General features: G+C 61.7%; 22 protein-coding genes, 1 tRNA gene and 5 pseudogenes. 15 read left to right on the top strand and 13 right to left on the bottom strand.

Annotated features, from left to right (window positions below; all coding sequences use genetic code 11):
- The first annotated feature begins 5 nt into the window (after nt 1-5).
- The 5 genes and pseudogenes from DMX12_RS19970 to DMX12_RS30035 form a co-directional block, all read left to right on the top strand.
- Nucleotides 6-599, top strand: a complete 594-nt coding sequence (locus DMX12_RS19970) for a DUF4304 domain-containing protein (protein WP_110679240.1) — start codon at nt 6-8, stop codon at nt 597-599.
- A gap of 750 nt (nt 600-1349) precedes the next feature.
- On the top strand, nt 1350-2246 hold the full coding sequence (locus DMX12_RS19965) for a LysR family transcriptional regulator (RefSeq protein ID WP_110679239.1): 897 nt from the start codon (nt 1350-1352) through the stop codon (nt 2244-2246).
- 445 nt (nt 2247-2691) lie between these two features.
- Nucleotides 2692-2908: pseudogene (locus DMX12_RS19960) on the top strand (AlpA family phage regulatory protein).
- Nucleotides 2905-3215, top strand: a pseudogene (locus DMX12_RS19955) (ParA family protein); the annotation flags it as partial. The pseudogenes DMX12_RS19960 and DMX12_RS19955, both read left to right, overlap by 4 nt.
- A pseudogene (locus DMX12_RS30035) lies at nt 3214-3532 on the top strand (phage baseplate assembly protein V); the annotation flags it as partial. The pseudogenes DMX12_RS19955 and DMX12_RS30035, both read left to right, overlap by 2 nt.
- Here the strand turns inward: DMX12_RS30035 and DMX12_RS19945 are convergent.
- A pseudogene (locus DMX12_RS19945) lies at nt 3507-3675 on the bottom strand (IS66 family transposase); the annotation flags it as partial. The pseudogenes DMX12_RS30035 and DMX12_RS19945 overlap by 26 nt on opposite strands.
- A 310-nt stretch (nt 3676-3985) precedes the next feature.
- Here DMX12_RS19945 and DMX12_RS19935 point away from each other — a divergent pair.
- Nucleotides 3986-4501, top strand: coding sequence for an autoinducer binding domain-containing protein (locus tag DMX12_RS19935; RefSeq protein ID WP_110679237.1), 516 nt, complete (start codon nt 3986-3988; stop codon nt 4499-4501).
- A gap of 102 nt (nt 4502-4603) precedes the next feature.
- Here DMX12_RS19935 and DMX12_RS19930 read toward each other — a convergent pair.
- The 10 genes from DMX12_RS19930 to DMX12_RS19885 form a co-directional block, all read right to left on the bottom strand.
- Nucleotides 4604-4679: transfer RNA gene (locus DMX12_RS19930), tRNA-Gly, on the bottom strand.
- Nucleotides 4680-4743: 64 nt separating this feature from the next.
- On the bottom strand, nt 4744-5304 hold the full coding sequence (gene pgsA / locus DMX12_RS19925) for a CDP-diacylglycerol--glycerol-3-phosphate 3-phosphatidyltransferase (RefSeq protein WP_029885978.1): 561 nt from the start codon (nt 5302-5304) through the stop codon (nt 4744-4746).
- Nucleotides 5305-5336: 32 nt separating this feature from the next.
- A complete protein-coding gene (uvrC, locus tag DMX12_RS19920; protein WP_110679236.1) occupies nt 5337-7160 on the bottom strand; it encodes an excinuclease ABC subunit UvrC in 1824 nt (607 codons plus the stop codon).
- Between the two features lie 5 nt (nt 7161-7165).
- Entirely contained in the window at nt 7166-7804 is a 639-nt protein-coding gene (gene uvrY, locus DMX12_RS19915; RefSeq protein ID WP_003251380.1) for a UvrY/SirA/GacA family response regulator transcription factor, read from the bottom strand.
- A gap of 239 nt (nt 7805-8043) precedes the next feature.
- Nucleotides 8044-8475, bottom strand: coding sequence for a GNAT family N-acetyltransferase (locus tag DMX12_RS19910; protein ID WP_110679235.1), 432 nt, complete (start codon nt 8473-8475; stop codon nt 8044-8046).
- Nucleotides 8476-8592: 117 nt separating this feature from the next.
- Nucleotides 8593-9102: a ProQ/FinO family protein gene (locus DMX12_RS19905; RefSeq protein WP_009686322.1), complete on the bottom strand. Its 510-nt coding sequence runs from the start codon at nt 9100-9102 to the stop codon at nt 8593-8595.
- 83 nt (nt 9103-9185) lie between these two features.
- Nucleotides 9186-9740: a helix-turn-helix domain-containing protein gene (locus DMX12_RS19900; protein ID WP_009686321.1), complete on the bottom strand. Its 555-nt coding sequence runs from the start codon at nt 9738-9740 to the stop codon at nt 9186-9188.
- A 143-nt stretch (nt 9741-9883) separates the two neighbouring features.
- Entirely contained in the window at nt 9884-11242 is a 1359-nt protein-coding gene (locus DMX12_RS19895) for an aspartate aminotransferase family protein (RefSeq protein ID WP_110679234.1), read from the bottom strand.
- A gap of 13 nt (nt 11243-11255) precedes the next feature.
- Nucleotides 11256-12050 (bottom strand): gamma-glutamyl-gamma-aminobutyrate hydrolase family protein, encoded by a 795-nt coding sequence (locus DMX12_RS19890; protein WP_110679233.1) that lies wholly within the window; start codon nt 12048-12050, stop codon nt 11256-11258.
- Between the two features lie 67 nt (nt 12051-12117).
- Nucleotides 12118-13464 carry a glutamine synthetase family protein gene (locus tag DMX12_RS19885; RefSeq protein WP_110679232.1) on the bottom strand — a complete coding sequence of 449 codons (1347 nt, stop codon included), beginning with the start codon at nt 13462-13464 and terminating at the stop codon, nt 12118-12120.
- A 339-nt stretch (nt 13465-13803) separates the two neighbouring features.
- Between DMX12_RS19885 and DMX12_RS19880 the strand changes: the two genes are divergently transcribed.
- Nucleotides 13804-14508, top strand: coding sequence for an SDR family oxidoreductase (locus tag DMX12_RS19880; protein WP_110679272.1), 705 nt, complete (start codon nt 13804-13806; stop codon nt 14506-14508).
- Nucleotides 14509-14535: 27 nt separating this feature from the next.
- Here the strand turns inward: DMX12_RS19880 and DMX12_RS19875 are convergent, their stop codons facing one another.
- Nucleotides 14536-15243, bottom strand: coding sequence for a murein L,D-transpeptidase catalytic domain family protein (locus tag DMX12_RS19875; protein WP_177411280.1), 708 nt, complete (start codon nt 15241-15243; stop codon nt 14536-14538).
- Nucleotides 15244-15579: 336 nt separating this feature from the next.
- On the opposite strand from DMX12_RS19875, the gene DMX12_RS19870 reads away from it, so the two are divergent.
- From DMX12_RS19870 to DMX12_RS19850, 5 genes are all read left to right on the top strand, one after another.
- Entirely contained in the window at nt 15580-17100 is a 1521-nt protein-coding gene (locus tag DMX12_RS19870; RefSeq protein ID WP_110679231.1) for an NCS1 family nucleobase:cation symporter-1, read from the top strand.
- Between the two features lie 331 nt (nt 17101-17431).
- On the top strand, nt 17432-17959 hold the full coding sequence (locus tag DMX12_RS19865) for a DUF3455 domain-containing protein (RefSeq protein ID WP_110679230.1): 528 nt from the start codon (nt 17432-17434) through the stop codon (nt 17957-17959).
- A gap of 103 nt (nt 17960-18062) precedes the next feature.
- Complete coding sequence (locus DMX12_RS19860) at nt 18063-18611, top strand: sigma-70 family RNA polymerase sigma factor (protein WP_009686313.1); 549 nt, start codon at nt 18063-18065, stop codon at nt 18609-18611.
- Nucleotides 18608-19306 (top strand): anti-sigma factor domain-containing protein, encoded by a 699-nt coding sequence (locus DMX12_RS19855; protein ID WP_009686312.1) that lies wholly within the window; start codon nt 18608-18610, stop codon nt 19304-19306. The genes DMX12_RS19860 and DMX12_RS19855 overlap by 4 nt, the downstream gene beginning before the upstream one ends.
- Nucleotides 19307-19491: 185 nt before the next feature.
- Nucleotides 19492-19794 (top strand): chorismate mutase, encoded by a 303-nt coding sequence (locus tag DMX12_RS19850; RefSeq protein WP_054911638.1) that lies wholly within the window; start codon nt 19492-19494, stop codon nt 19792-19794.
- Between the two features lie 24 nt (nt 19795-19818).
- On the opposite strand, the gene DMX12_RS19845 is transcribed toward DMX12_RS19850, so the two are convergent.
- A complete protein-coding gene (locus tag DMX12_RS19845) occupies nt 19819-20007 on the bottom strand; it encodes a DUF1737 domain-containing protein (RefSeq protein ID WP_054911639.1) in 189 nt (62 codons plus the stop codon).
- Between the two features lie 430 nt (nt 20008-20437).
- Between DMX12_RS19845 and dusA the strand changes: the two genes are divergently transcribed.
- The 3 genes and pseudogenes from dusA to DMX12_RS19825 form a co-directional block, all read left to right on the top strand.
- Nucleotides 20438-21448: a tRNA dihydrouridine(20/20a) synthase DusA gene (dusA, locus tag DMX12_RS19835; RefSeq protein WP_009686308.1), complete on the top strand. Its 1011-nt coding sequence runs from the start codon at nt 20438-20440 to the stop codon at nt 21446-21448.
- A gap of 187 nt (nt 21449-21635) precedes the next feature.
- Nucleotides 21636-22562 carry a transaldolase gene (tal, locus tag DMX12_RS19830; protein WP_054904173.1) on the top strand — a complete coding sequence of 309 codons (927 nt, stop codon included), beginning with the start codon at nt 21636-21638 and terminating at the stop codon, nt 22560-22562.
- A gap of 71 nt (nt 22563-22633) precedes the next feature.
- Nucleotides 22634-23563: pseudogene (locus DMX12_RS19825) on the top strand (alkaline phosphatase family protein); the annotation flags it as partial.
- Nucleotides 23564-23689 lie beyond the last annotated feature (126 nt).

Here is a 23689-nt window from a genome sequence, read left to right as displayed (position 1 = left end):
ATACGATGAACGCATTAGAACACGAGGCATCAAGAGTAATATCTGACGAATTAAAGCAGAACGGGTTCATTCCAACCCCATCTGGTTTTATCAGGCTGCGCGAACACTATGCTGACTATATTTCACCACAAGCCAGAAGCGATAACAATGCAATCTGCTACAACGGCGGCGTAATAGCACTTTTCTTACACACCCCCGCCCAAGACATACTTCTGGAAAAATCCGAACTTGATTGCGATATAAGATTTCGAATCACACCACCAGAGGAAAGTGACTTCTGGATAGAAAATACCCAGAACAGAGATGCGTTGAGAGACAACTCCATAAAATTGCTTAACTCTCACGGAATTTCACTATTCAATAGCTTTGAGAACCAAGATTCAATTTGCCTACCACTATCGCCAAGCAATATCGAGTCAGGAAACATACCCTATCAGTTTAGTTCAATGACTAAATCTCGATTAGCTCGAATCTCCGCGATGTCATGGATGTCTAAAGGTGATATTCTCAGAGCAAAAGAGCTAGCGCACTATGGACTGTCCGTCTGCGGAATGGCTACCACACTAAAGCGTGAATTCAAAAAAATACTGGCCGAGTAACCCTCTACCGCCTTATCAACATGTTTTTGGCCACCCCATACTACATTCACACAACCTTATACAGGCGCCCAATATGACGCGCCTGTAATCACATTTATTAATCCACGAGATCGTTGCGAAACACAGAGGACCACTACTTACAGCCATAACCAAAATAACTAAGATTTTCAAATCATAAATACAAACTATAAAAACTTCAACAAGAAATAGCCCTATTCATAGCGAGCATCTCTGACGCCCCACTTGCTCAGCCATAAATGCTTAAAAGTGCCGCCAGCGAAGAGCAGATGGGACGAAAATCAACATCAACCTCGTACTGACTGATATTTCCCGTCAGCAAGTAGCCCGGAGCTACTACATTTCGTAGGACGCATGCATCAAGGAAGCATTTGACCCTCAATAAACGAACTCATATCCTACAACGAACTATAACTTCCAGTTACGATTCGCAACGAGAATTGACACCCCCCATATTTTCTGCATACTAGCCCCCTCTTGATAATTTTGAATCCTGGTTGACGCAGGGTCCATCAAACATACCCTCAGACTCATTGCCCGCATATTGAAGGTATCCGCTCCTCAATGCCATGCTCTGGCCCGCAGGCAGCCGTCCGCCTGCACTGATCACAGTCGGAGCACCATGTTTGTAATCAATTCACCCGCCCAGGCCCTCCTTGGCGATCCCCCTGATCGCACTAACCCGACCGGAGCAAGCCCCCATCAAAGGCAAGCACGTAGCGAGGGCGCACGATGAACCTGCGCGAGTTGCAATGCTTCCTCGCCGTCGCCGAAGAGCGCCACTTCACCCGTGCGGCTGACCGCCTGCATATCGAACAATCCCCGCTCTCCCGCACGATTCGAGATCTAGAGCACGATTTGGGAGTAACACTGTTTGAGCGCGGCGCCGGTATCGGGACGAATCTGACTCCCGCAGGCCAGGCGCTTGCTGAATCTGCCCCGCGGATCTTCAGCTTGGTTGATCAGGCCCGCAGCGCAACTTTGGCAGCCGCCGCCGGCTCACTCGCAACACTGCGCGTTGCCCTCTCTGACGGCATCCTGCCCAAGCGCCTCGCGGCGTTGCTGGCCTGCAGCCGCGAGGAAGAGCCCGACATCAACCTACAGTTGTGCGAGGTACCGCTGACCGAACAGCTCAAAGACCTGCAGCACAACCTGTTCGATGTCGGCTTTGCCTGTGCCCCCGACGAACCCCACGGCCTGTCCAGCGATACGCGGTGGCAGACCGAACTGGTAGTCGCCCTCCCACCTCGTCATCCGCTGTTGGTCCATAAGCGGGTGCCCCTGGCAGAACTGGCAGCATGCCCACTGGTCCTGTTCCATCCCGAGCTGCAAAGCGGGCTGCATCAGCAAGTGTCATCGCTGCTGGCCGGCGCTGGCACATCACTCACCGTGGCGGCACAGGCCAGTAGCCAGGAGATGCTGATTTCCCTGGTAGCCGCGGGATATGCCGTGGGACTGAGCTGTGCGGCCCAATTGAAGGCGCATGACATCGAGGACATCGTGCTACGGCCTCTCGCCGGTGAGGCGGTTCGTATCTCGACGCATCTGCTCTACGCCACCTACGAACCCGACACGCCCCTGGCACGCTTTATCCATCGAGCGTTGCGGATAGCGGCTGCGCCGCACTGACGTTTCGCTGAATTCAGACAGTCCGGATCTGCTGCAGACCGCTTCTGCATCCTCAATGAAACCTTTTGCGACAAGCGTACGCAGGGCCCTGCCTGTGCGGCCTTTGATTTCGGGCCGCGCCCTTCAGACCTTTTGCATCTGAATCAGACGCGTCACATCTGCTCTTTACCTGTCCTTGGAGTCAGGTATCAGCCAAACGCCTTTTGTCTTGCCGAGATATGGCTACGGGCGCTGGATAGGGCATTCGTCGCTGGATAGCGCCGCATCGATGCCAGAAGACAACGGGATAAGTTGTAGGGGATCTCTGCTTAACGTCTTGTGAGCGCGGCGCGGTCATCTATCCGGTGAGAGCGTGTTCCGCATTGTTTGCTGCGCGATGGCTGCGGCAGGCGCTGAATGCGGGCACATCCTCATCGATGTCAACGGACGTCCAGGAGAGTCAAAGCTGACCCAGCCCATCCAAGCCTTGGTGCTCGACACCGAACACCGCATCCTCCGCCGCCCCGACGTGAAGCGTAAGACTGGCTTCAAGCGTGCACATCTACGCACTGATCGCCCAGAGCAAGTTCCCCAAGCCCATCAAGCTTGGCATCCGTGCGGTCGGCTGGGATTCCCTAAAGCTCGAGCGCTGGCTGATCGACCGCGTTTCGCCACGCGGCTGAGGCAACTGATCTGCCGCACCGCCATCGAGGGCTTGGACCTGGTAGTGTCGAATGACGCGCAAGGCCAGTTGAACACCCTACTTTTGCATGTACCGGATGGCCGACTGCGGCTGCGTAACCTGCGGTCACTGTTCCGGCCACACTACCACCTGTTGTTATCGATACACAGGGCGTACGCAACGTACTGCTGGAGATGGCGATTCTGGCGTCCGATCTGGTGCTGTCGCCGGTCACGCCGGAGATCTTCGCGGCCCGCGGACTGAGCCGGGGCACCCTGCAGTGCTCAAAAACCTGGCGTCCATTAAGGCAGGCGCTATGAGCAAACCGCCCAACTTGTTCCCGCTAAAACCGAGTCGTGCCCCCCATCCGCTCGAAAGCCCCGTGTGGACGGCCCGCACATGGCGACCGTCGTCGGGCCGCCTGGTAAGGAGATCTATTGCGATGAATGGGGCCGGGTCATGGTCAGCTTCCCCTAAGACCGGGAAAGCAACAAACAACAAACTCAGCTCTTGCTGGGTGCGGGTATCCCAGGGTTGGGCCGGTGGCAATTGGGGAGCGGTGGCCATCCCGCGTATCGGCCAGGACGTAATCCAGTTCCAGGCAGAAGGGCATAGTCAGCGACCAACGACGCATAAGGCAGGCGCTCAGGTACGTAGTGTAGCCGCATAGAGCTCCTGGCCGTTGACCTTGGCGGCCTTGGGCGCAGCGATGAACAGCCGTGCCCTGCGCCCGATGACAAATGGCTCGATCGCACGCTCCGCACCGTTGTACAGCCAGCGTTTCAATTGGCCCAGAATCATTGGCGCGTGAGCCGTGTCTTCCACAAAGGCAGCCAGTTCACCCGCTTGCAGGAGGAAGCCGCTGGCACCGATCAAAACACTCCGAGGCAAAAACCGCCTCTACGCGATCTCAGCGTTATGTGCCCTGTTCAACAGTCTGGCGCTTTGCTTGATCGCGGCTGTGGCGCTACAGTTGACCAATTGAGTAGGATTTAACGCTCATACTCGTTGTACGGTTAGTTTCGTCCTGGATACGACACATCCAGATCACGTCGGGGCTGCCTTGAACGGAGGTGCGATGATTAACCGAACAGCGGCTGACTGGCAGCGCCTGCAAGACCTGCCAGCGCTGCTCGAGCAGCTACCTACCCTCGCTGCAGAACTGGCGTTCGCCTTCTACAGCTTCACCTACAGCAGCCAGGACCATCAGCTCAGCGCAGGCAACCTTCCGCCACAGGGCACGCAATTGGTCCAGGCAGCACTGGACTTGCGGCCAGACACTCGCCAGTACTCGAACATGCCCGTGATGTGGAGCGAAAACGCATTCCAGTCTGCCACCGGCTCATGGGCGACGGCCTATGCTCTGGGCCTGCGTTACGGCTGGATCCAGCCGCTACACGACGGTAGCGGCCGCAGCAGCCTGACGCTGCTGCGCCCTCATGTCAGGCTGTCGATCACCGAGCATTACGAAAAAGCCGCGTGGGTCATGTGGCTGGGTGAGCGCCTGCACCTGGCAGCCGCCCGGGAGGCAGGCCTGGCTGAACGCGAACATGGGCCGGCCTTTAACCCAGCTCTACGAAATCGCTGTAATTGAAAATGTACTTGGAATTTCGTGGCTGACAGAAACGAAAAAAGACGCCGAAGCGTCTATTTTCGATGATTTACAGACCTCAATTGAAACCTGTAAATCCATATTTGGAGCGGGAAACGAGACTCGAACTCGCGACCCCGACCTTGGCAAGGTCGTGCTCTACCAACTGAGCTATTCCCGCGTCGTGATGGGTGCCATTCTAGCGATTTCAAAAACCGCGTCAACCCCTTGATTCAAAAAAACTTTTACTTCTGCTCCGAACCTTCGCGCAGGTGCGGCCAGGCCGCCAGCAGATAGTGCGCCATCGACCACAGTGTGAGCCCCGCCGCCACCAACAGCAATGCATAGCCGAGAATCACCCAGAAGGTCACCGCTGGCGGGTTGCCCAGCAGGATCACCAGCGCCAGCATCTGCGCTGCGGTTTTCCACTTGCCCAGGTTGGACACGGCCACGTGCGCCCGCGCGCCCAGCTCGGCCATCCACTCGCGCAGTGCCGAAACCACGATTTCACGGCCGATGATCACCGCCGCCGGCAGGGTGAGCCAGAAATTCGCGTGGGTCTGTACCAGCAGCACCAGGGCCACCGCCACCATCAGCTTGTCGGCCACCGGGTCGAGGAAGGCACCGAACGGCGTGCTTTGCTGCAGGCGACGCGCCAGGTAGCCGTCCAGCCAGTCGGTGGCAGCGGCAACCGCGAACACGCTGCTGGCGGCCATGTAACTCCACTGGTACGGCATGTAGAACAGTAGAATGAAGCACGGGATGAGCAGGACGCGTAGAACGGTGAGCAAGTTTGGAATATTCATCGGTACGACTGGCCGCAAGTTGAGCCGGCATTCTACTCGCTATGCAGGCTGGCATAAATTGATTCGGCAAGCTTTTTGCTGATGCCGGGCGCTTTGGCAATTTCATCGATACTGGCGCGGTTGAGCTCCTGCAGGCCGCCGAAATGTTTCAGCAGGTCGCGGCGGCGCTTTGGCCCTACCCCGGCAACATCTTCCAGGCTGGACACCCGCCGCGCCTTGCCACGCCGGGCGCGATGGCCGGTGATGGCAAAGCGGTGGGCTTCGTCACGGATCTGCTGGATCAGGTGCAAGGCCGCAGAATCGCCCTTGAGGGTGAATTCGTGGTGCACGTCGTTCAGGTACAGGGTTTCGAAACCGGCCTTGCGCGTGACGCCCTTGGCGACACCCAGCAGGGTCAGTTCGCTGAAACCCAGCTCCTGCATCACATCGCGGGCCATGTTCAGCTGGCCCTTGCCACCGTCCACCAGCAGCACGTCGGGCAGTTTGCCCTCGCCGTCCTTGATACGCCCATAGCGGCGGGTCAGGGCCTGGTGCATGGCGGCGTAATCGTCGCCAGCGGTGATGCCTTCGATATTGAAGCGGCGGTAGTCGGACTTGATCGGCCCCTCGGGGCCGAACACCACGCAGCTGGCTACGGTGGCTTCGCCACTGGAGTGACTGATGTCGTAGCACTCCAGGCGCTGCGGCACTTCGTCCAGGCCCAGGACCTCGGCCAGGGCCTCGAAGCGGGCCGCCATGTGCTGACGGTTGGCCAGCCGGGCGTTGAGCGCCTGCTCGGCGTTGGTCACGGCCAGTTGCTGCCAGCGGGCACGGGTGCCCCTTACCCGGTGGCTGATGGTCAGCTCGCGCCCACGCAACGTGTGCAGGGCCTCGGTAATGGCGGTGAAGTCTTCGTGCACAACGTTGACGATCAACTCGCCTGGCAATTCGCGCTCTGCATTGCCCAGGTAGTACTGGGAAAGAAAAGCGGCCATGACCTCGGCCAGGTCTTCCTCGATGCCCACCTGCGGGAAAAAGTTCTTGCTGCCCAGTACCCGCCCACCGCGCACGCCGATCAGGTGCACGCAGGCGCCACCCGGGTTGACGAAGGCAGCGATGACATCGACATCACCTGTGCCACCTTCGATGTACTGCTGGTCCTGCACGCGGCGCAGCAGGCTGATCTGGTCGCGCAGTTCGGCGGCCTTTTCGAAATCGAGGGCCATGGCGGCTTTCTCCATTTCGGCATTCAATTCATTGCCCAACTGCTGGCTGCGCCCTTCCAGAAACATCACCGAATGGCGCACGTCCTCGGCATATTCCTGGGCGCTTACCAAGTCGGTGCACGGCCCTTTGCAGCGCTTGATCTGGTACTGCAGGCAGGGCCGGGTGCGGTTGGCGTAATAGCTGTCTTCGCACTGGCGCACGGAAAAGGCCTTCTGCAACAGGCTGAGGCTTTCACGTATGGCGCCGGCGCTGGGGTATGGGCCGAAGTAACGGCCCTTGGCCTTTTTCGCGCCCCGATGAATACCCAGGCGGGGAAACTCCCCGTCAGACAAGAACACGTAGGGGTAGGACTTATCGTCGCGCAGCAGGATGTTGTAGGGCGGCCGCCATTCCTTGATCAGGTTCTGCTCCAGCAGCAACGCCTCGGTTTCATTGGCGGTGATGGTGGTCTCGACCTGGGCAATGCGCGCAACCAGCGCGGCGGTCTTGGGGGCCAGGCCGGTCTTGCGGAAATAGCTGGCCAGGCGCTTTTTCAGGTTCTTGGCCTTGCCCACATACAGCAGGCGGGCGTCGACGTCGAACATCCGATAAACGCCGGGGCGACCACTGCAGGTCGCCAGGAATGCGCTGGCATCAAAAACTTGGGACATGAGGTTTACAGGCTTGCGTCAACCATACCGTGGCGAACGGCCAGCAAGGTCAATTCGACGTCGCTGGTGACCGAGAGTTTTTCAAAGATCCGATAACGGTAAGTATTGACGGTCTTGGGCGAGAGGCACAACTTGTCGGAGATGATCTGCACTTTCTGGCAACCGACGATCATCAGGGCGATCTGGATTTCCCGCTCGGACAAGGCGTCGAACGGCGAGCCTTGTGGCTGGAACGGCTTGAGCGCCAGCTGCTGGGCGATCTGCGGGCTGATGTAGCGCTGGCCGGCAAATGCCAGGCGGATGGCCTGGACCATTTCATCGAGCCCTGCGCCCTTGGTCAGGTAACCGGCAGCGCCGGCCTGCAGCAAGCGCGTGGGGAACGGGTCTTCCTCGCACACGGTGACTGCAACCACTTTGATGTCCGGGTGGCTGCGCAACAGTTTGCGAGTGGCTTCCAGGCCGCCGATGCCGGGCATTTTCACGTCCATCAGCACCACGTCTGGCTTCAGCTCACGGGCCAGCTTGAGCGCCGACTCGCCCGAGTCCCCCTCACCCACCACCTGCAGGCCGTCAATGTCGGCCAACATGCGCGTAATACCGGTTCGTACCAGATCGTGATCATCGACGACTAAGACCCTAATCAAGCACACACCTCATCAGCAGGGCGATTGGATCCCGCCACCTTAACAAAATTTTTCACAGTGGGCCTAACGCATTACTTCCGTCAGAAACGTCCGACGCTCGGCTGTGAGAATCCATACTGTTTACCGGGGTTTAACATGACCCGTCAAGCGCGCGAGCAGGTGGGCAACGCGCCGGCTGATCGTCGATATGGATCCTTGATGCCTACGCCGTTCGCGCTGGACACGCCAGCGCCTGGCGATCACTCGATAGCGCGCTGCATACGCAGGAAGCAATCGTCTTCGCCCATCTCGATAAACCCATGGCGCTGGTAAAGGCGGCGTGCCGGATTGCTGCGAAACACCATCAGCCTGAGCAGCGGCAACTGCCGCTGCCTGGCCCACAGTGCCAACTGCTCCAGCACCCAACTGCCAACACCGCGCCCGCGGTGCTCGGGGAGCAAATGCAACTCGCGGATGAACAGGGCCTGGCGGTCCTGGCTGAGGCTGCAGTAACCCAGCACCGCGGTGCCATCTGCCACCAGCCACTGCTCGCGCCAGCCCCAGGCCTGGTCGAAGGCGTCTTTTACCCAAAGCAGACCGTATTGGCCGTAATAAGGCAGCATGGCGCGGCGAGTCAGGTCGCGGGCGAAGGTGCAGTGGCTGGTAGTGGCAGGAATCAGTTGCAGGCACATGTCAATCAACGCTCACGGTCGCGGTTGACGTTGTGCCCGGGGCTGGCCAGCAGGGCAGCCCCGGGCACCGATGCACGGAGGCGATCAGTAGGTTCGCCAGGTTGGCGAGGGGCTGGGTCAGGCCTCAGGCTGCTCGCCAGCAGGCTCGGCGGCAGGGGCGGCAGCTTGTGCCTTGGCCTTCGCCCGGTTACGGCGTTCCTGGCTGCGGTGCCGCGCAGCCTGCTGCTTGGCATGCAGTGCCTGTGCAGCAGTCACAGTACCCGCTGCTTGGCCACTGAGGTCCAGGCGCGGTGCATTTTCCACCATGCTGGCCCAGTACCGGGCGCCGCGGCACCAGGTGGAAATACCCAGCTTCAGCTGTTCACGGGTAAGCCCGAGCAGCTCCAGGTGTTGCTCGGCATCCTTGAAGATGCCTTCTTTGAGCGGCACCTTGGGGGCCGGGTTGACCGGGAAGGCCAGGGGAAAATGCTTCTGCAAAGGCCAGATCGCAGCGACCGCCGGATCCTGTTCGCGCGGCTTCGCCTGCGGGGACGGCTTGCGCTTTGGCTGTTTCGCGCTTTCGGCCTTTACCTGCTGTTTCTCCGCCCGCAGGCGGTCGCGTAGCTCTGCTAGTTGTTCAAAACCCATCGTTCAATTCACTGCTTGTGGTTGATTGCGGGGTGCAAGGATAACCCATGCAGCCACCCCAGTGTTTGCAGGTCATCTTTCCATCAGCTGAACACCCACAACACCCGCGTTGGTTTGCCGGTCAGGTTGGCATAACGAAAGCTGGCATGTGGCTGCAGCTGGAAACTGTCATTGGCGCGCAGGGTAACGGGCTCACCGCCGTCGAGCCACACGGTCAATTCGCCTTCGAGCACGAAACACCCCTGCTCCGAGCTGTCGTCCAGGTACTCCTCGCCGCTGCTCGCCCCAGGTTCAAGGTGGCTATCGAGCATGGAGAATGCGCCACTGATGCTGGGCGATGCCAGCACGTCGGTGATGCCACCGGCCAGGTGCAAGGTGCGGCGCTCGTGCGGGCGGGTAACCCAGCCGAGCTCGCGGGGCTTGGCCAGCTTGTAGAAGTAGGCAGTCGACACACCGAGCTCTTCGCTGATGGCCGTCAGGTCGGCGACGGTCGGGCGCGATACACCGCGCTCAACCTGGGACAGGAACCCCACCGAGCGGCCGATACGCTGGGCCAGCTCGCCAAGGGTCAGGCCCTTGAACTTGCGCAGGTCGCGAATCAGTACTGCCAGGCCTTCGATTTCTTCGTGCACTTTCATAGTTGAATCGCGACGTTCGGACGGAAAAACAATGCCCTGAAAAGTACAGGATTCAACCTGCAAAGCAAAATGCTTCCAGGCCTTGCGCGTGCCAGCCAGGCAAACCGGGGCCGCTTTGCAGCCCCGCTGAGGCTACCTGCCGCTCAGCGAACAGCCTCATACGTGAGGTCGAGGCATTTGCGCGCCTTTGCCACCAGCTCGTCGATCTCGGCAAGGCTGATCACCAAAGGCGGCGCGATGATCATGGTGTCGCCCACCGCGCGCATGATCAGGCCGTTGTCGAAGCAGTGCTGGCGGCAGATCATGCCCACGCCTTTGCCTGGGTAGCGGGTGCGGCTGGCCTTGTCTTTTACCAGCTCGATCGCGCCCAGCATGCCCAGGCCACGCACCTCACCGACCAACGGGTGGTCGGCCAGCTCACGCAGGCGCTGCTGCAGGTAAGGCGCAGTCTTATCCTGCACCTGCGTGATGATCTGCTCGTCGCGCAGGATGCGCAGGTTCTCCAGCGCCACCGCCGCGGCCACCGGGTGGCCGGAATAGGTAAAGCCGTGGTTGAAATCGCCGCCTTCGCTGACGACCCGCGCCACCTCGTCGCGCACGATCACGCCGCCCATCGGGATGTAGCCCGAAGTCAGGCCCTTGGCGATGGTCATCAGGTCGGGCTCGAGGTCATAGTAGTCAGTACCGAACCACTGCCCGGTGCGGCCAAAGCCGCAGATCACTTCATCGGCCACGAACAGGATGTCGTACTTGGCAAGGATCTGCTTGACCTTCGGCCAATAAGTGTTCGGCGCAATGATCACACCCCCGGCACCCTGGATCGGCTCGGCGATGAAGGCTGCGACGTTGCTTTCGCCCACCTCCAGAATCTTGCGCTCCAGCTGCTCGGCGGCCCACACGCCGAAGTCGGCCTCGGTCATGTCGCCGCCTTCGCCGAACCAGTACGGCTGCGGGATATGCACGATATCCGGGATCACCCCGCCCTGCTGGTGCATGCCGCTCATGCCCCCCAGGGCAGCGCCTGCCACGGTAGAGCCGTGGTAGCCGTTGATGCGGCCGATGATCACCTTCTTGTCGGGCTGGCCTTTCAGCGCCCAGTAGTGGCGCACCATGCGCAGCACGGTGTCATTGCCTTCGGAACCGGAGCCGGTGAAGAACACATGGTTCATGCCTGGCGGGGCCAGATCGGCGATCGCCTTGGCCAGCTCCAGCGCCGGTGGGTGCGCGGTCTGGAAGAACAAGTTGTAGTACGGCAGCTGCTTCATTTGCTGGCTGGCGACCTCCGCCAGCTCATCGCGGCCATAGCCGACCGCCACGCACCACAGGCCAGCCATGGCATCGAGGATCTTGTTGCCCTCGCTATCCCACAGGTATACGCCCTTGGCCTGGGTGATGATGCGCGGGCCTTTCTCGGCCAACTGTTTAGCATCGCTGAACGGCGCCAGGTGGTGGTCGCGGCTAAGCGCTTGCCAAGCCTGGGTCTGCGAATTCTGTGCACTCATTGTCTTCACTCCATCAGGTCGCGCAGGCGCGCTGCGCGGTGGGTTGCTTGCGGTTCTGGCGCAGCAGCGAGCGCTGGCGGCAAGCCGCGCCGAACGCCTGGAACAGGGTCAGGTACTGCGGGTTGTCCATGACCTGGTACTCGGGGTGCCATTGCACGGCCAGGCTGAAGCCCTGGCCGTTGTCCAGCGAGATCGCCTCCACCAGGCCGTCGGGCGCCAATGCCTCCACCCTCAACCCCGGCGCCAGCACATCGATGCCCTGGCCGTGGATGGAGTTGACCTCGAACACTGCCGGCAAGCCCAGGCGTTCGAGCAAACCGCCTGGCTGCACATGCATGGTGTGGCGCGGGCCATATTGCTTGTCGATGGGCTCGCCCGCGCCTTCGCGGTGGTCCATGAATGCGCCAGCCTCATGCACGTTCTGGTGCAGGGTGCCGCCCAGTGCCACGTTCATTTCCTGAAAACCACGGCAGATGCCCAGCACCGGCACGCCGGCAGCGATCGCCGCGCGCATCAGCGGTAATGTGGTGGCGTCCCGCAGCGGGTCGTGCTGGGTGCCCTCGGCACTGGCCGCGCCGTGGTAGTGAAACGGCTCGATATTGGACGGCGAACCGGTAAAGATCAGCCCGTCCACCACCGCGAGGATGTCGGCGCTATCGAGCAGCTCGCCCAGGCTGGGTATCACGATGGGCAGGCCGCACGCCGCCTTGGCTGCCGCACGTGCATACTTCTCGGCAATGGTCTGGGTGGCATGCTGCCCGCTCAGGGTGGTGCAAGCGGTGATGCCGATCACGGGCACACGTGGCATAGCGTCCTCCGGCAATGGGTATTGCGCGTGGTTGAGGTTGACAAGGGATTGGGGCGAACCGCAGGCGCTACAGGAACCAGCGATACTCGCGGGCATCGATGTGGCGCATGAAGTCCAGTTGCTCCTGGTACTTGTTTTCGCAGTACACCATCACGAACTCGCTGCCCAGGCCTTGCTCCAGCACCGGGTGATGACGCATGGCGGCCAGGCCGCTGAGCGGGTCCTTGGGGAAGTCGATGCCGCTCTGGCGGTCGTCGTTCAGCGGGGCGATGGGCTCGACGCCCCGCTCCAGGCCGTACTCCATACCGGTGAGAATGGCCGCCAGCACCAGGTACGGGTTGGCATCTGCGCCTGCCAGACGGTGCTCGATGCGCAGGTTGCGCGGGTCGGATTCGGGGATGCGAATGCACGCATCTCGGTCTTCGAAGCCCCAGCTGGCCTTGCTCGCGGCGTTGACCATGGCACCGTAACGGCGGTAGGCGTTGTGGTTGGGGGCAAAAATCGGCATACAGTGCGGCAGCAGTTCCAGGCACCCCGCCACCGCATGGCGAAGCTTGCGCTGTTCGGCAGCGGCAAGCAGGTTGTTGCCGTCGTTGTCGTACAGGCTGACGTGCACGTGCATGCCGCTGCCTGGCGCATCCAGGTAGGGCTTGCTCATGAAGCTGGCACGGTAGCCGTGCTTCAGGGCAATGCCCCGGGTACTGCGGCAGAACAGTGCCGAACAGTCAGCCGCGGCAAGGGCATCGTCGCTGTGCGAGAAGTTGATTTCGAACTGGCCTGGGCCCAGCTCGGCAGTGATCACGTTCGCCGGCACGCCTTGCTCATTGGCGCCATCGACCATTTCATGCAACACCGAGGAAAAGCGCGAGAGGCGCTCGATGTGCATGTTCGGCTGGTCGTCTGCGTCGCCGCTGGCAGTGTCACGCGGGTAACGGGGCAAGCCGTTGTCCAGCGCGCGATCGAACAGGTAGAACTCCAGTTCGAACGCCACCACCGGGTGTATGCCACGCCTGGCCAGGCGCTGCAGCACGCGGGCCAGCACTTCCCGTGGCTCGAACTCGATCGGTTTGGCGGTGCCGTCGGAGGTGATCAGCATCTGGGCGCTTGGTTCTTTTTCCCAGCGCACCGGCTTCAGCGTACCTGGCACCAGCCGCCGTACGGCATCCGGGTCGCCGTCGGCAAAGCAGTAGTCACCTATGGGGTAAAGGCCGCCCTGGGTACCCAGCAGCACGCAGTTCTGCGGCAGCTTCAGCGGTGCCCCAGCTGCAACCTTTTCCAGCATGTCGATGGGGTAGCGCTTGCCGTAGAAATGCCCGGGAATGTCCAGCGCAATCAGGTCGACATAACGTATGGCCGGGTGCTGCGCCCGAAACGCACGCACTTCAAGCAGCAAATCCGCAGAGGGGGCACTCATGTTCTTGTCCTTGTGAGGTGAACCAACTCAAGTGAAGACTCGCCCTTGAATGCCGCCCGCGTTTGCAAGGGCTTCAACCTCTGGCACGGCTTCAATAGCCTGGGCGCTCGTGAAATTTTCGCAGATATTTTTCATGAAAAAATACATTAAAAATTTCACGCGTCAAGATCATCTGCGTGCCGCCGGTCTGCGTCTGCGCGACTTGGCCCCTGCCACGCGCAACAAGCCAGTAGCTTAACTACTGGCTCTGAGAAGCTTGACTGTCTCACTTGCCACCCGAGGGCGCTGCTATGGTGGAAGCACTTATGCAATCAAATGAACGCCAACCTGGGAGGCAGCATGACAGTAGACAAAGTTGCAATCATCACGGCCGGTGGCAGCGGCATGGGTGCCGCCGCAGCTCGGCGCCTGGCCGCGGATGGCTTTAAAGTGGGCATCCTTTCTTCATCGGGCAAGGGCGAGGCCCTGGCCGCGGAGCTTGGCGGCATCGGCGTTACCGGTAGCAACCAGTCGGTTGAAGACCTGCAGCGCCTGGTAGACGCTGTGGTCGGCAAATGGGGCCGCATCGATGTGCTGGTCAACAGCGCGGGGCACGGCCCACGTGCGCCCATCCTGGAGATCAGCGACGAGGACTGGCACAAAGGCATGGACACTTACCTGCTCAATGTCATTCGCCCGACACGCATGGTGACGCCCTACATGCAGCGGCAAAAGGGTGGCGTGATCATCAACATCTCTACCGCCTGGGCATTCGAGCCGAGCGACCTGTTCCCCACTTCCGCGGTGTTCCGCTCGGGGCTGGCGGCCTTCAGCAAGATCTTCGCCGACACCTACGCCGCCGATAACGTGCGCATCAACAACGTGCTGCCGGGCTGGATAGACAGCTTGCCAGCCACAGAGCAACGCCGCGACAGCGTACCGCTCAAGCGTTACGGCACCCCCGAAGAAATTGCCGCCACCATCGCGTTCCTTGCCAGCGAGGGTGCTGCCTACATGACCGGGCAGAACATCAAGGTCGACGGCGGCCTGACGCGTAGCGTGTGAGGCTGCTGACGAGGTATGCGCGCCTCGTCACTTGCCGGCGATCGATGGGCTTGCCACGCAACGTTGGGCGTTCAAGTAACGCGAGTGCTTCAGCCACGCCTGCTGCGGGTAGTAGGCGAACACGTAGCTGCCGCGTTGCAGCGTGTGGATCAATTTCTCGGCAATCGCCGGGCGTACGGCAGGGCAACCCTGGCTGCGCCCGAGGCGGCCGAGGCTAGGCACCACGCTGGGGTCGGCGTACGCTGCGGCGTGCATGACGATCGCACGCGCCATGCTGTTGTCATTGAACCCTGGCTCCAGCCCCTGCAGGCGCAACGAGCGCCCATGCTTGCCATTGTAGGCCTGGCCGGTTTGATAAAGGCCGACGGAGGACTGGTAACTGTTCGGCGCGTTGGAAAACGCGTTCGGCAGATCGGCGCCGCTGTTCTTGCCATGGGTGACCCACTCTTCGAACAACAGCTGCCTGGCGCGCAGGTCGAACACCCACAAGCGCTTGTCACGCGAGGCCCTGGAATAATCGATAACGGTCAGCAAGTTGTCCCCTCCCCCCTGGCTCGCACAGTGATAGGCGGTAAGCGCCAGGGCCAAGGTCGCCAGACTGGCGGCGGGTGCCAATCGCTGCAGCTCGGCAGCACTGGGCAGCGACTGCGCCTGAGCGCTGTGCCAGGCACCGAGAATGATCAGGCCGGCAATGGCCATCGCAAGCCGCACAGCGCGGCGCACTGAGGTGAACATCGATACGGATCCCTGTTGGAAAACGGGCCTGTCCAGCCGTTGCTTGCAGCCAAATGCGGCTACTGTGTTCGCTTTCAGGCCATTTGCCGATCATTTGCTGACCAATGGCATGTAGTGTATCTGCGTTGTTTACAGCAAGCGCCTCGGCTTGGCGCAAGGGGTAACAAATGCGCACCTGAAATGTGCACAAAATTCCCAACTCAAATACACGCCCGCTAGGCAATGATCGGCTAGAGACCGGCAACCCGCTGTAATTACCTGCGCCTGATCGATTGGTACGAATCTTGTTTGTATACAAATCCAAAAACAAAAGTACACAACCATCATGGAGTCCCGATGGCGTCGATTTCGCGTTCCGATGTTAGCCAGCTTGATGCACGCCCCACCGCCACGGCGGACCCGGGCCAGGTGACATTGAGCCCGCGCCTGTACAGTGCCGACCTGGCCCCTACCCGTGCCGCCAAGCGCACTTGGGGTCGCTACAGCCTGTTCGCGCTGTGGACCAACGACGTGCACAACATGGCCAACTACTCGTTCGCCATCGGGCTGTTCGCCCTGGGCATGAGCGGGGCGCAGATCCTGGCCGCCTTCGCCCTCGGTGCCTTGGTGATCTACGGCTTGATGAACCTGTCCGGCTACATGGGTCAGAAAACCGGCCTGCCCTACCCGGTCATGTGCCGCATCAGCTTCGGCATCCATGGTGCCCAGATTCCGGCACTGATCCGCGCGGTGATCGCCATTGCCTGGTTCGGCATCCAGACCTACCTGGCTTCGGTGGTGCTGCGTGTACTGCTCACCGCCATGGCCCCAGACCTCAAGGCCTACGACCAGAACAGCATCCTCGGGCTGTCGAGCCTGGGCTGGGTCACCTTCCTCGGCATCTGGTGCGTGCAGGTGGCGATCTTCGCCTACGGCATGGAAATGGTGCGCCGCTTCGAGTCGTTGGCCGGGCCGATCATTCTGGTCGCCTTCGCCAGCCTGGCCGGCTGGATGTACTGGCGCAGCGGCTTGTCGATCGCCTGGTCCAGCGGCAATGCCCCGACCGGTTCGGCCATGTGGCTGAAAGTGCTCGGCGCTGCTGCGCTGTGGGTCTCGCTGTACGGCACCATGATTCTCAACTTCTGTGACTTCACGCGCAATTGCCCGGACCGGCGCACCATCAGCGTAGGCAACTTCTGGGGCCTGCCGGTGAACATGCTTGGCTTTGCCCTGATTGCGGTGGTACTGGCCGGTGCGCAGTTCAGCATCGATGGCAAGCTGGTGCAGAGCCCGACCGAAATCGTTGCGGCCATCCCCAACACCGCCGGCCTGGTATTGGCTTGCCTGGCTTTCCTGATCGTGACCGTGGCAGTGAACATCATGGCCAACTTCGTCGCCCCGGCCTACGTGCTGACCAACCTGGCACCCAACCTGCTGAATTTCCGCCGCGCAGGCCTGCTCAGTGCCGCCATTGCGGTCGTGATCCTGCCCTGGCACCTCTACAACAGCCCCTCAGTGATCGTGTACTTCCTCGGTGGCCTGGGCGCCCTGCTCGGCCCGCTGTACGGCATCATCGTCACCGACTACTACCTGGTACGCCGCAGCCGGGTGAACCTGCCGCAGCTCTACAGCGAAAGCAGGCAGGCGGCCTACCACTACAGCGGCGGCGTCAACCTGCGTGCCGTTGCGGCATTCGTGCCGGCGGCACTGATCGCCATCGTGCTGGCGCTGGTGCCAGCCTTCGAGACCTTGTCGCAGTTCTCCTGGTTCTTCGGCGCCGGCCTGGGTGGGCTGATCCACTACGCCCTCGCCAACCGCAACGCCAGCTACCTCGCGGTGAGCGGCGAGAGCATTGCGGTGGATAGCGCGCATCACTGACCGGGGCACGATCAGTCGACTGATGAGGGCCAAGTGATGCTGGCCCTTAGCGCGCACGGATGCACGCGTGTACAGAGGTCTGCACCTCCACTGCGCGGCCCCCTGGCACCTTCCCGGCGCGCATGCCCCACGACCCGCCTGGCCCGCAGGGCCACCCACGTAACCGCGTCAGACGACACCACCCTACTCCCGGGCTTTGGTTGCCCGCTGCCGGCCGGCCATTTGCAGGCAACTATTTTTTTGTCCCCGTGCATCCAGTAGGCCCCGTGGTGGGTATTGCTGATGGGTGGACCATGACCGCCCAGCCAAATGACCTGTCAGGAGCATTACCATGAGCCATACATACTCCGCTTGCCTGCTCGCCTGCAGCCTTGCCCTGGCGCTGCAGACCGCCCACGCGCAAACCGCCGTGCCCACAGCAGTCCAGGTGCCCGAGGGGCATCGCGTTATGCTGGAGACCGTCGGGGTCGGCGAGATCACCTATGAGTGCCGCGACAAAGCCGATGCGGCCGGCCAGACCGAATGGACCTTCGTTGGACCCAAGGCCGTGCTCAATGACCGTAGCGGCAAACAAGTGGGCGACTACTTTGGTCCTCCCGCCACCTGGCAAGCGAAGGATGGCTCGAAAGTCACCGGCAACCAGTTGGCGCTGGCCCCGGCAGACAAAGGCGCCATTCCTTATCAACTGGTCAAGGCCAACCCGGCCGAAGGTAAAGGCGCCATGCAAGGGGTCAGCTACATCCAGCGCCTGGCCACCCGCGGCGGCGTGGCCCCTACCAACGACTGCACGGCCCAGAACAAGGGGGCCAGGCAGGTCGTCCAGTACCAGGCCGACTATGTGTTCTGGACAGCCAGGTAACGCGCGCCGGCGCCAACATCCAGCAGCGGATGATCTAAGCTCGATGGCAAGCCCCTGGCTGGATGGCCGGGGTACCTCGCCAGACACAAGGAAGCCGTACACCTTGAATTCGCCTGTCACCCCATTCGACTTCCACCACTGCCTGGAGGCCTGCGCACAGGGTGACCGGCGAGCCCTGCAAGCGCTGTACGATCACGAAGGGCCACGCCTGCTGGGCGTAGCCCGGCGTATCGCGCGTGACAACGCCACGGCCGAAGACATCGTCCACGATGCGTTCATTCGCATCTGGACTGGCGCTGCCAGCTACGACCCCGCGCGCGGCTCGGCCCGCGGCTGGATCTACAGCATCACACGCCATCTGGCATTGAATTCGATACGCGATACTCGGCGTGAAACTGTGTTGGACGATGCCGACATGGCTGCCGTGCCCACCTTGCCGGGCAGGCTGGATGACCTGGCCCTGTGGTCAGGCTCGGCAAAGATTTACCGTTGCCTGGAACAATTGCAGCCCGGCCCGCAGCACTGCATCCTGCATGCTTATGTGGACGGCTGCAGCCACGCCGAAATCGCCACTCTGCTGGGCGCCCCCCTTGGCACCGTCAAGGCTTGGATCAAGCGCAGCCTGAAAGCACTGCGGGAGTGCCTGGAATGAAGCCGGAGACTGACGAAGCGCTGGACACCCTCGCCGGCGAGTTCGTATTGGGCACCTTGCCGCCGGAGCAACACACGGCAGTGGCTGAGCGCCTGCGTACCGACTCAGCCCTGCGCGCCGCAGTGGATGCCTGGGAGTCGCGCCTGCTGGAACTGGCCGCGCTGGCCGCGCCGCAGCCACCGAGCCTGCGCCTGTGGGGCCGTATTCAGCGCAGCCTGAACGAGCTGGAGCCCCCGGCAAGCGAGCGGCGAGCCAAGTGGTGGCAACGCCTGGGCCTGTGGCAAGCACTGACGGCCGCCGGGTTGGCGGCCAGTGTAGTGCTGGCGTTCACCTTGCTGACAACGCCCCCACCCGCGACGCAATTCGTGGTGGTGCTGGTGGCACCGAGCAGCCAGGCCCCGGGTTGGGTGGTGCAGACCAGCGACAGCCGCACCATCGAGCTTCTCCCGCTCGGCAAGGATGCGCTCCCTGAAGGCATGGCCTTGCAGTTCTGGACCAAGGGTCCGCAGTGGGGGGCGCCAGTATCACTGGGCCTGGTCAAACCCGGCGAACCCTACAGGGTCCCCTTGCAGAGCCTGCCACCGCTGGAGGCCGACCAGTTGTTCGAGCTGACACTGGAGAAAGCCGGCGGCTCGCCTACCGGCCTGCCAACGGGGCCGGTCAAGTTCATAGGCCGGGCGGTGAAAGTGATTTGACCCGTTTGCGTGCCGGCCGGCGAGAGACAGAAACGGTACGCCACAGAAAGCCTGGGAATCATGGGCCGTAGCGAGTTAAATGGTGGCCCTTGCTCGATTGCCGTAGCCGGCAGCGCTGGCCGGCCCGGGTAAGCGCAAGTGATACCCCCAATCAACCGCAGTCTCATGAAAAGGAAGTCGCGCCAATGGAAGTACGTTGCACCTCACTGGAAGAAGTCCGCCAAGGGATCGATGCAATTGACCGCAGCCTGGTTTCGCTTCTCGCCCAACGTGGCCGACTCGTGACGCAAGCGGCCGCCTTCAAGAAGACGACCGATGACGTGCGGGCGCCTGCGCGGGTCGAGCAGGTGATAACGAAGGTTCGCGAAATGGCGGAGCAAACCGGCGCTTCAGCCGAGGTGGTGGAGCAGGTTTACCGGGCGATGATCGCGGCCTTCATCAATGAAGAACTGACCACCCACGCTAAGCTGGCCCCTTCGGGGGATTGAAGAGGCATGCAAGGCGGCCGATGATCAGTCACCGGTTCGAGGCCAGAGCACGGCCTGCGCCACGATCACATCGCTGCCATTGAAGGTGACAGCAGGTGCGCCATGTAACTGGTACCCCATTTCCAAGGCCTCGCTGACCCGCCGGCAGAAGGCGGCGTTGTCGGGGCCGGTCAGCACTCGGTAGATGGGCAGATCATTGGGGGGTTGGCTCATCGCTTTCTTCCTTGGTTCACGCGGGGCGCGTTGTGGCTGTTGATCCTGCTGGTGAGTCGGTAACCGTTGCATCGATCATGGGCGCTCTACTGTATGCGGGCCAACAGGGCTTGACTACCGGTGGATCGCGCCAGCGTTTCAGCCTTCCTGGTCGACGCGCGTTACCGGCCCCCCGATAGCCCTCGCCTCAGTCAACTCGGCGTACCGTCGCTTCGCCCAGGCCACCGCGACGTGTTTGCAGGCGAACACCCGGCTCTCTTGGTAGACTGTCGCCTTGTCGCGATCAGTGCGGGACTGGACGGGGTAGCGGGTGCTGCCATCGACCCTTTTCCACGATTGGTACATGTCGTATGTCGGTTGGTACTTTGTACCAAACGCCTGGGTAAAAACGCCTCGAACCCCGAAACCGGTACAGAACACGTTGAACGAAATGACTGCAACATCAGGCTCCCAGCCACAAACCACGCGCCCTGAGCCGTCACGCCGCTTCAGCGTTGCCCCCATGATGGACTGGACAGACCGCCATTGCCGCTTCTTCCTGCGCCTGCTGTCCAAGCAAACCTTGCTCTACACCGAAATGGTCACCACCGGCGCCCTGCTGCACAACGACGCCGACCGTTTCCTGCGCCATGACGTTTCCGAGCATCCGCTGGCCCTGCAGCTGGGCGGCAGCGTGCCTGCCGACCTGGCGGCCTGTGCCCGCCTTGCCGAGCAAGCCGGCTACGACGAGGTCAACCTCAATGTCGGCTGCCCGAGCGACCGGGTGCAGAACAACATGATCGGTGCCTGCCTGATGGCCCACCCGGCGCTGGTGGCCGATTGCGTGAAGGCCATGCGCGATGCGGTAGCCACCCCGGTGACGGTCAAGCACCGCATCGGCATCAATGGGCGCGACAGCTACGCCGAGCTGTGCGACTTCGTCGGCCAAGTGCGCGAAGCGGGCTGCCGCAGCTTTACCGTGCATGCGCGCATCGCGATTCTGGAAGGGCTTTCGCCGAAGGAAAACCGCGAGATCCCACCGCTGCGCTACGACGTGGCAGCGCAATTGAAGGCCGACTTCCCGGACCTGGAGATTGTGCTCAACGGCGGAATCAAAACCCTCGGCGAGTGCCAGGCGCACCTGCAAACCTTCGACGGGGTGATGCTGGGGCGTGAGGCCTATCACAACCCGTACCTGCTGGCGGAGGTGGATCAGCAACTGTTCGGCAGCGAAGCTGCCGTGATCAGCCGCAGCGAGGCGTTGGCGCAGCTACGGCCGTACATCGTGGCGCACATGGAAAGTGGTGGCGCGATGCACCATGTTACCCGGCACATTCTGGGGCTGGCCCAGGGGTTCAAGGGCGCCCGGCGCTTCCGTCAGCTGCTGTCGGCGGATATTCACAAGGCGGCGCAGCCGCTGGCCGTGTTCGACCAGGCAGTGGAGCTGCTTCAGGGGCGCTGATGCGCTGTGTAGCGACAGCGGGTGCAGATGACGCCAGCACGCGCGGTGGTGTGCGGAACCTCGGGGTGGCGCCGGACTCGAATATCATCTTCACACCACCCTTCGTGGCAGGCCCGCGCCTACCGGCCCTTGAGCGGCCGTCGGGGCTCGGGTAATGTCGAGTCATTGCACAGGACAGAGCACGCCCATGACCTCCAAGCTGGAACAACTCAAGCAGTTCACCACCGTGGTCGCCGATACCGGAGACCTGGACGCCATCACCCGCCTGAAACCGGTCGATGCCACCACCAACCCGTCGCTGCTGCTCAAAGCCGCTGCCATCACCGGTTACGCGGACCTGCTCAAGCAGGTCAAGGCAGATGCCAAGGGCAATGTCGACCTGGCCTGCGACAAGTTTGCCGTGGCCGTGGGCTCGGGCATCCTCAAGGTCATTCCCGGGCGTATCTCCACCGAGGTGGATGCCCGCCTGTCATTCGACGAACCGGCCCTGCTGGCCAAGGCCCGGGCGCTGATCGACCTGTATGAAAAAGCCGGCGTCGGCCGTGACCGCGTGCTGATCAAGCTGGCCTCGACCTGGGAAGGCATCCGCGCTGCCGAGAAGCTGGAAAAGGAAGGTATCCAGACCAACCTTACCCTGCTGTTCTCGTTCGCCCAGGCCCAGGCCTGTGCGGATGCCGGGGTATTCCTGATTTCGCCGTTCGTGGGCCGGATCTACGACTGGTACAAGAAAAGCACCGGCCAGGACTACGTGGGCGCCGAAGACCCGGGTGTGCAATCGGTCACGCGCATCTATAACTACTACAAGGCCAATGGCTACGACACCGTCGTCATGGGTGCCAGCTTCCGCAACATCGGCCAGATCGAACAACTGGCGGGCTGCGATCGCCTGACCATCAGCCCTGACCTGCTCGACCAGTTGAGCAGCGACCAGGGTGAGTTGCCGCGCATGCTCAAGCCCGGCAATGCTGGCGAAGCCAAGCAGGTGCTGAATGAAAGCCAGTTCCGCTGGGCAATGAACGAAGATGCCATGGCCACCGAGAAACTGGCCGAGGGCATCCGCCAGTTTGCCCGGGACCAGGAAAAGCTGGAAAAACTGATGGCTGAAAACGCCTGAGTAGTTTCGGCCTTGCCAGACGGGCGTAAAGTGCCAAGCACCTTGCGCCCCATACCCTTCCCGAGCTGTTGATGACCGCCCCTACACTGTTGCCCCTCGTACTCGCCGGCCCGGTCCTGCGGCGCCTGGAACCCCAGCGCCTGGCTATCTGGCTGGTTGCCACCGAACCGCTGCACGCGCAATTCGTCTGCACCGCCAGCGAGGCCCAGGTCGACTGCCAGGTGGTAGCCGTAGGCAAGCAGGCCTTCATTCACTTGCTGGACATCCATTTCAACGATGCGCTGCCCTGCAACCAGTTGCTGGACTATGACCTGCTGATCAATGGCAAGGGCATCGCCGATTGGGCACCTCACCTGCTCTACCCCGGCAACCAGCGCCCCAACCTGGTGTTGCGCGAGCGCCTCGACCACCTGCTACATGGCTCCTGCCGCAAACCGCACCACCCTGCGGCCGACGGCCTGCTGTGCGCAGACCGCCTGCTGCAGGCTTGCACAACCCCGCAAGACCGCCCCGCCGTGCTGCTGATGACCGGCGACCAGGTGTATGCCGACGACGTGGCCGGGCCGATGCTGCGTGCCATCCACAGCCTGATCGCGCGCCTGGGCCTGTTCGACGAGCAACTTGAAGGTGCGGTGGTCACCGACAGCCAGGCGCTGTACCAGCACCCGGCCAGTTACTATCACCGCGCAGACCTGTTGCCGGCACAGAAGCTCAACGAAACCCTGCGCGAGCGGTTTTTCGGTGGCAAGCGCAAACCGATCTTCTCTTCCAGCAACGCTGACAACCACCTGGTGACCTTCGCCGAAGTCATGGCCATGTACCTGCTGGTGTGGTCCCCCGTGCCGTGGCAGCTGGTCGACCTGGCCATGCCAGCCGGGCTCAGCGACCAACACCAGGCCCGTTACCAGACCGAGCTGCCGCTGGTCCGCGGGTTTGCCGAAAACCTCGGCCAAGTGGCCAGGGCCATGGCCCACCTGCCCTGCCTGATGATCTTCGACGATAGTCCGAACGTAGGGGTGCGGGCAGCGTAATCCGAACGTACAGCAGTTATGGACACCATCTAATCTCTGCCTCTCTGGGAAAGACCTTCAACGTCCTGATTTCCATCCATGCGAACATGAGTGACT

This window comes from Pseudomonas sp. MB-090624, from assembly GCF_003205245.1.
In the GTDB taxonomy this organism is placed as follows: domain Bacteria; phylum Pseudomonadota; class Gammaproteobacteria; order Pseudomonadales; family Pseudomonadaceae; genus Aquipseudomonas; species Aquipseudomonas juntendi.
This window is presented reverse-complemented; position numbering and strand designations above follow the sequence as displayed.

Bases quoted from the DNA above. Each gene is read 5' to 3' on its own strand.
- DMX12_RS19970 (WP_110679240.1), top strand. From the start codon at position 6: ATGAACGCATTAGAACACGAGGCATCAAGAGTAATATCTGACGAATTA.
- DMX12_RS19965 (WP_110679239.1), top strand. From the start codon at position 1,350: ATGAACCTGCGCGAGTTGCAATGCTTCCTCGCCGTCGCCGAAGAGCGC.
- DMX12_RS19935 (WP_110679237.1), top strand. From the start codon at position 3,986: ATGATTAACCGAACAGCGGCTGACTGGCAGCGCCTGCAAGACCTGCCA.
- pgsA (WP_029885978.1), bottom strand. From the start codon at position 5,304: ATGAATATTCCAAACTTGCTCACCGTTCTACGCGTCCTGCTCATCCCG.
- uvrC (WP_110679236.1), bottom strand. From the start codon at position 7,160: ATGTCCCAAGTTTTTGATGCCAGCGCATTCCTGGCGACCTGCAGTGGT.
- DMX12_RS19910 (WP_110679235.1), bottom strand. From the start codon at position 8,475: ATGTGCCTGCAACTGATTCCTGCCACTACCAGCCACTGCACCTTCGCC.
- DMX12_RS19905 (WP_009686322.1), bottom strand. From the start codon at position 9,102: ATGGGTTTTGAACAACTAGCAGAGCTACGCGACCGCCTGCGGGCGGAG.
- DMX12_RS19900 (WP_009686321.1), bottom strand. From the start codon at position 9,740: ATGAAAGTGCACGAAGAAATCGAAGGCCTGGCAGTACTGATTCGCGAC.
- DMX12_RS19895 (WP_110679234.1), bottom strand. From the start codon at position 11,242: ATGAGTGCACAGAATTCGCAGACCCAGGCTTGGCAAGCGCTTAGCCGC.
- DMX12_RS19890 (WP_110679233.1), bottom strand. From the start codon at position 12,050: ATGCCACGTGTGCCCGTGATCGGCATCACCGCTTGCACCACCCTGAGC.
- DMX12_RS19885 (WP_110679232.1), bottom strand. From the start codon at position 13,464: ATGAGTGCCCCCTCTGCGGATTTGCTGCTTGAAGTGCGTGCGTTTCGG.
- DMX12_RS19880 (WP_110679272.1), top strand. From the start codon at position 13,804: ATGACAGTAGACAAAGTTGCAATCATCACGGCCGGTGGCAGCGGCATG.
- DMX12_RS19875 (WP_177411280.1), bottom strand. From the start codon at position 15,243: ATGTTCACCTCAGTGCGCCGCGCTGTGCGGCTTGCGATGGCCATTGCC.
- DMX12_RS19870 (WP_110679231.1), top strand. From the start codon at position 15,580: ATGGCGTCGATTTCGCGTTCCGATGTTAGCCAGCTTGATGCACGCCCC.
- DMX12_RS19865 (WP_110679230.1), top strand. From the start codon at position 17,432: ATGAGCCATACATACTCCGCTTGCCTGCTCGCCTGCAGCCTTGCCCTG.
- DMX12_RS19855 (WP_009686312.1), top strand. From the start codon at position 18,608: ATGAAGCCGGAGACTGACGAAGCGCTGGACACCCTCGCCGGCGAGTTC.
- DMX12_RS19850 (WP_054911638.1), top strand. From the start codon at position 19,492: ATGGAAGTACGTTGCACCTCACTGGAAGAAGTCCGCCAAGGGATCGAT.
- DMX12_RS19845 (WP_054911639.1), bottom strand. From the start codon at position 20,007: ATGAGCCAACCCCCCAATGATCTGCCCATCTACCGAGTGCTGACCGGC.
- dusA (WP_009686308.1), top strand. From the start codon at position 20,438: ATGACTGCAACATCAGGCTCCCAGCCACAAACCACGCGCCCTGAGCCG.
- tal (WP_054904173.1), top strand. From the start codon at position 21,636: ATGACCTCCAAGCTGGAACAACTCAAGCAGTTCACCACCGTGGTCGCC.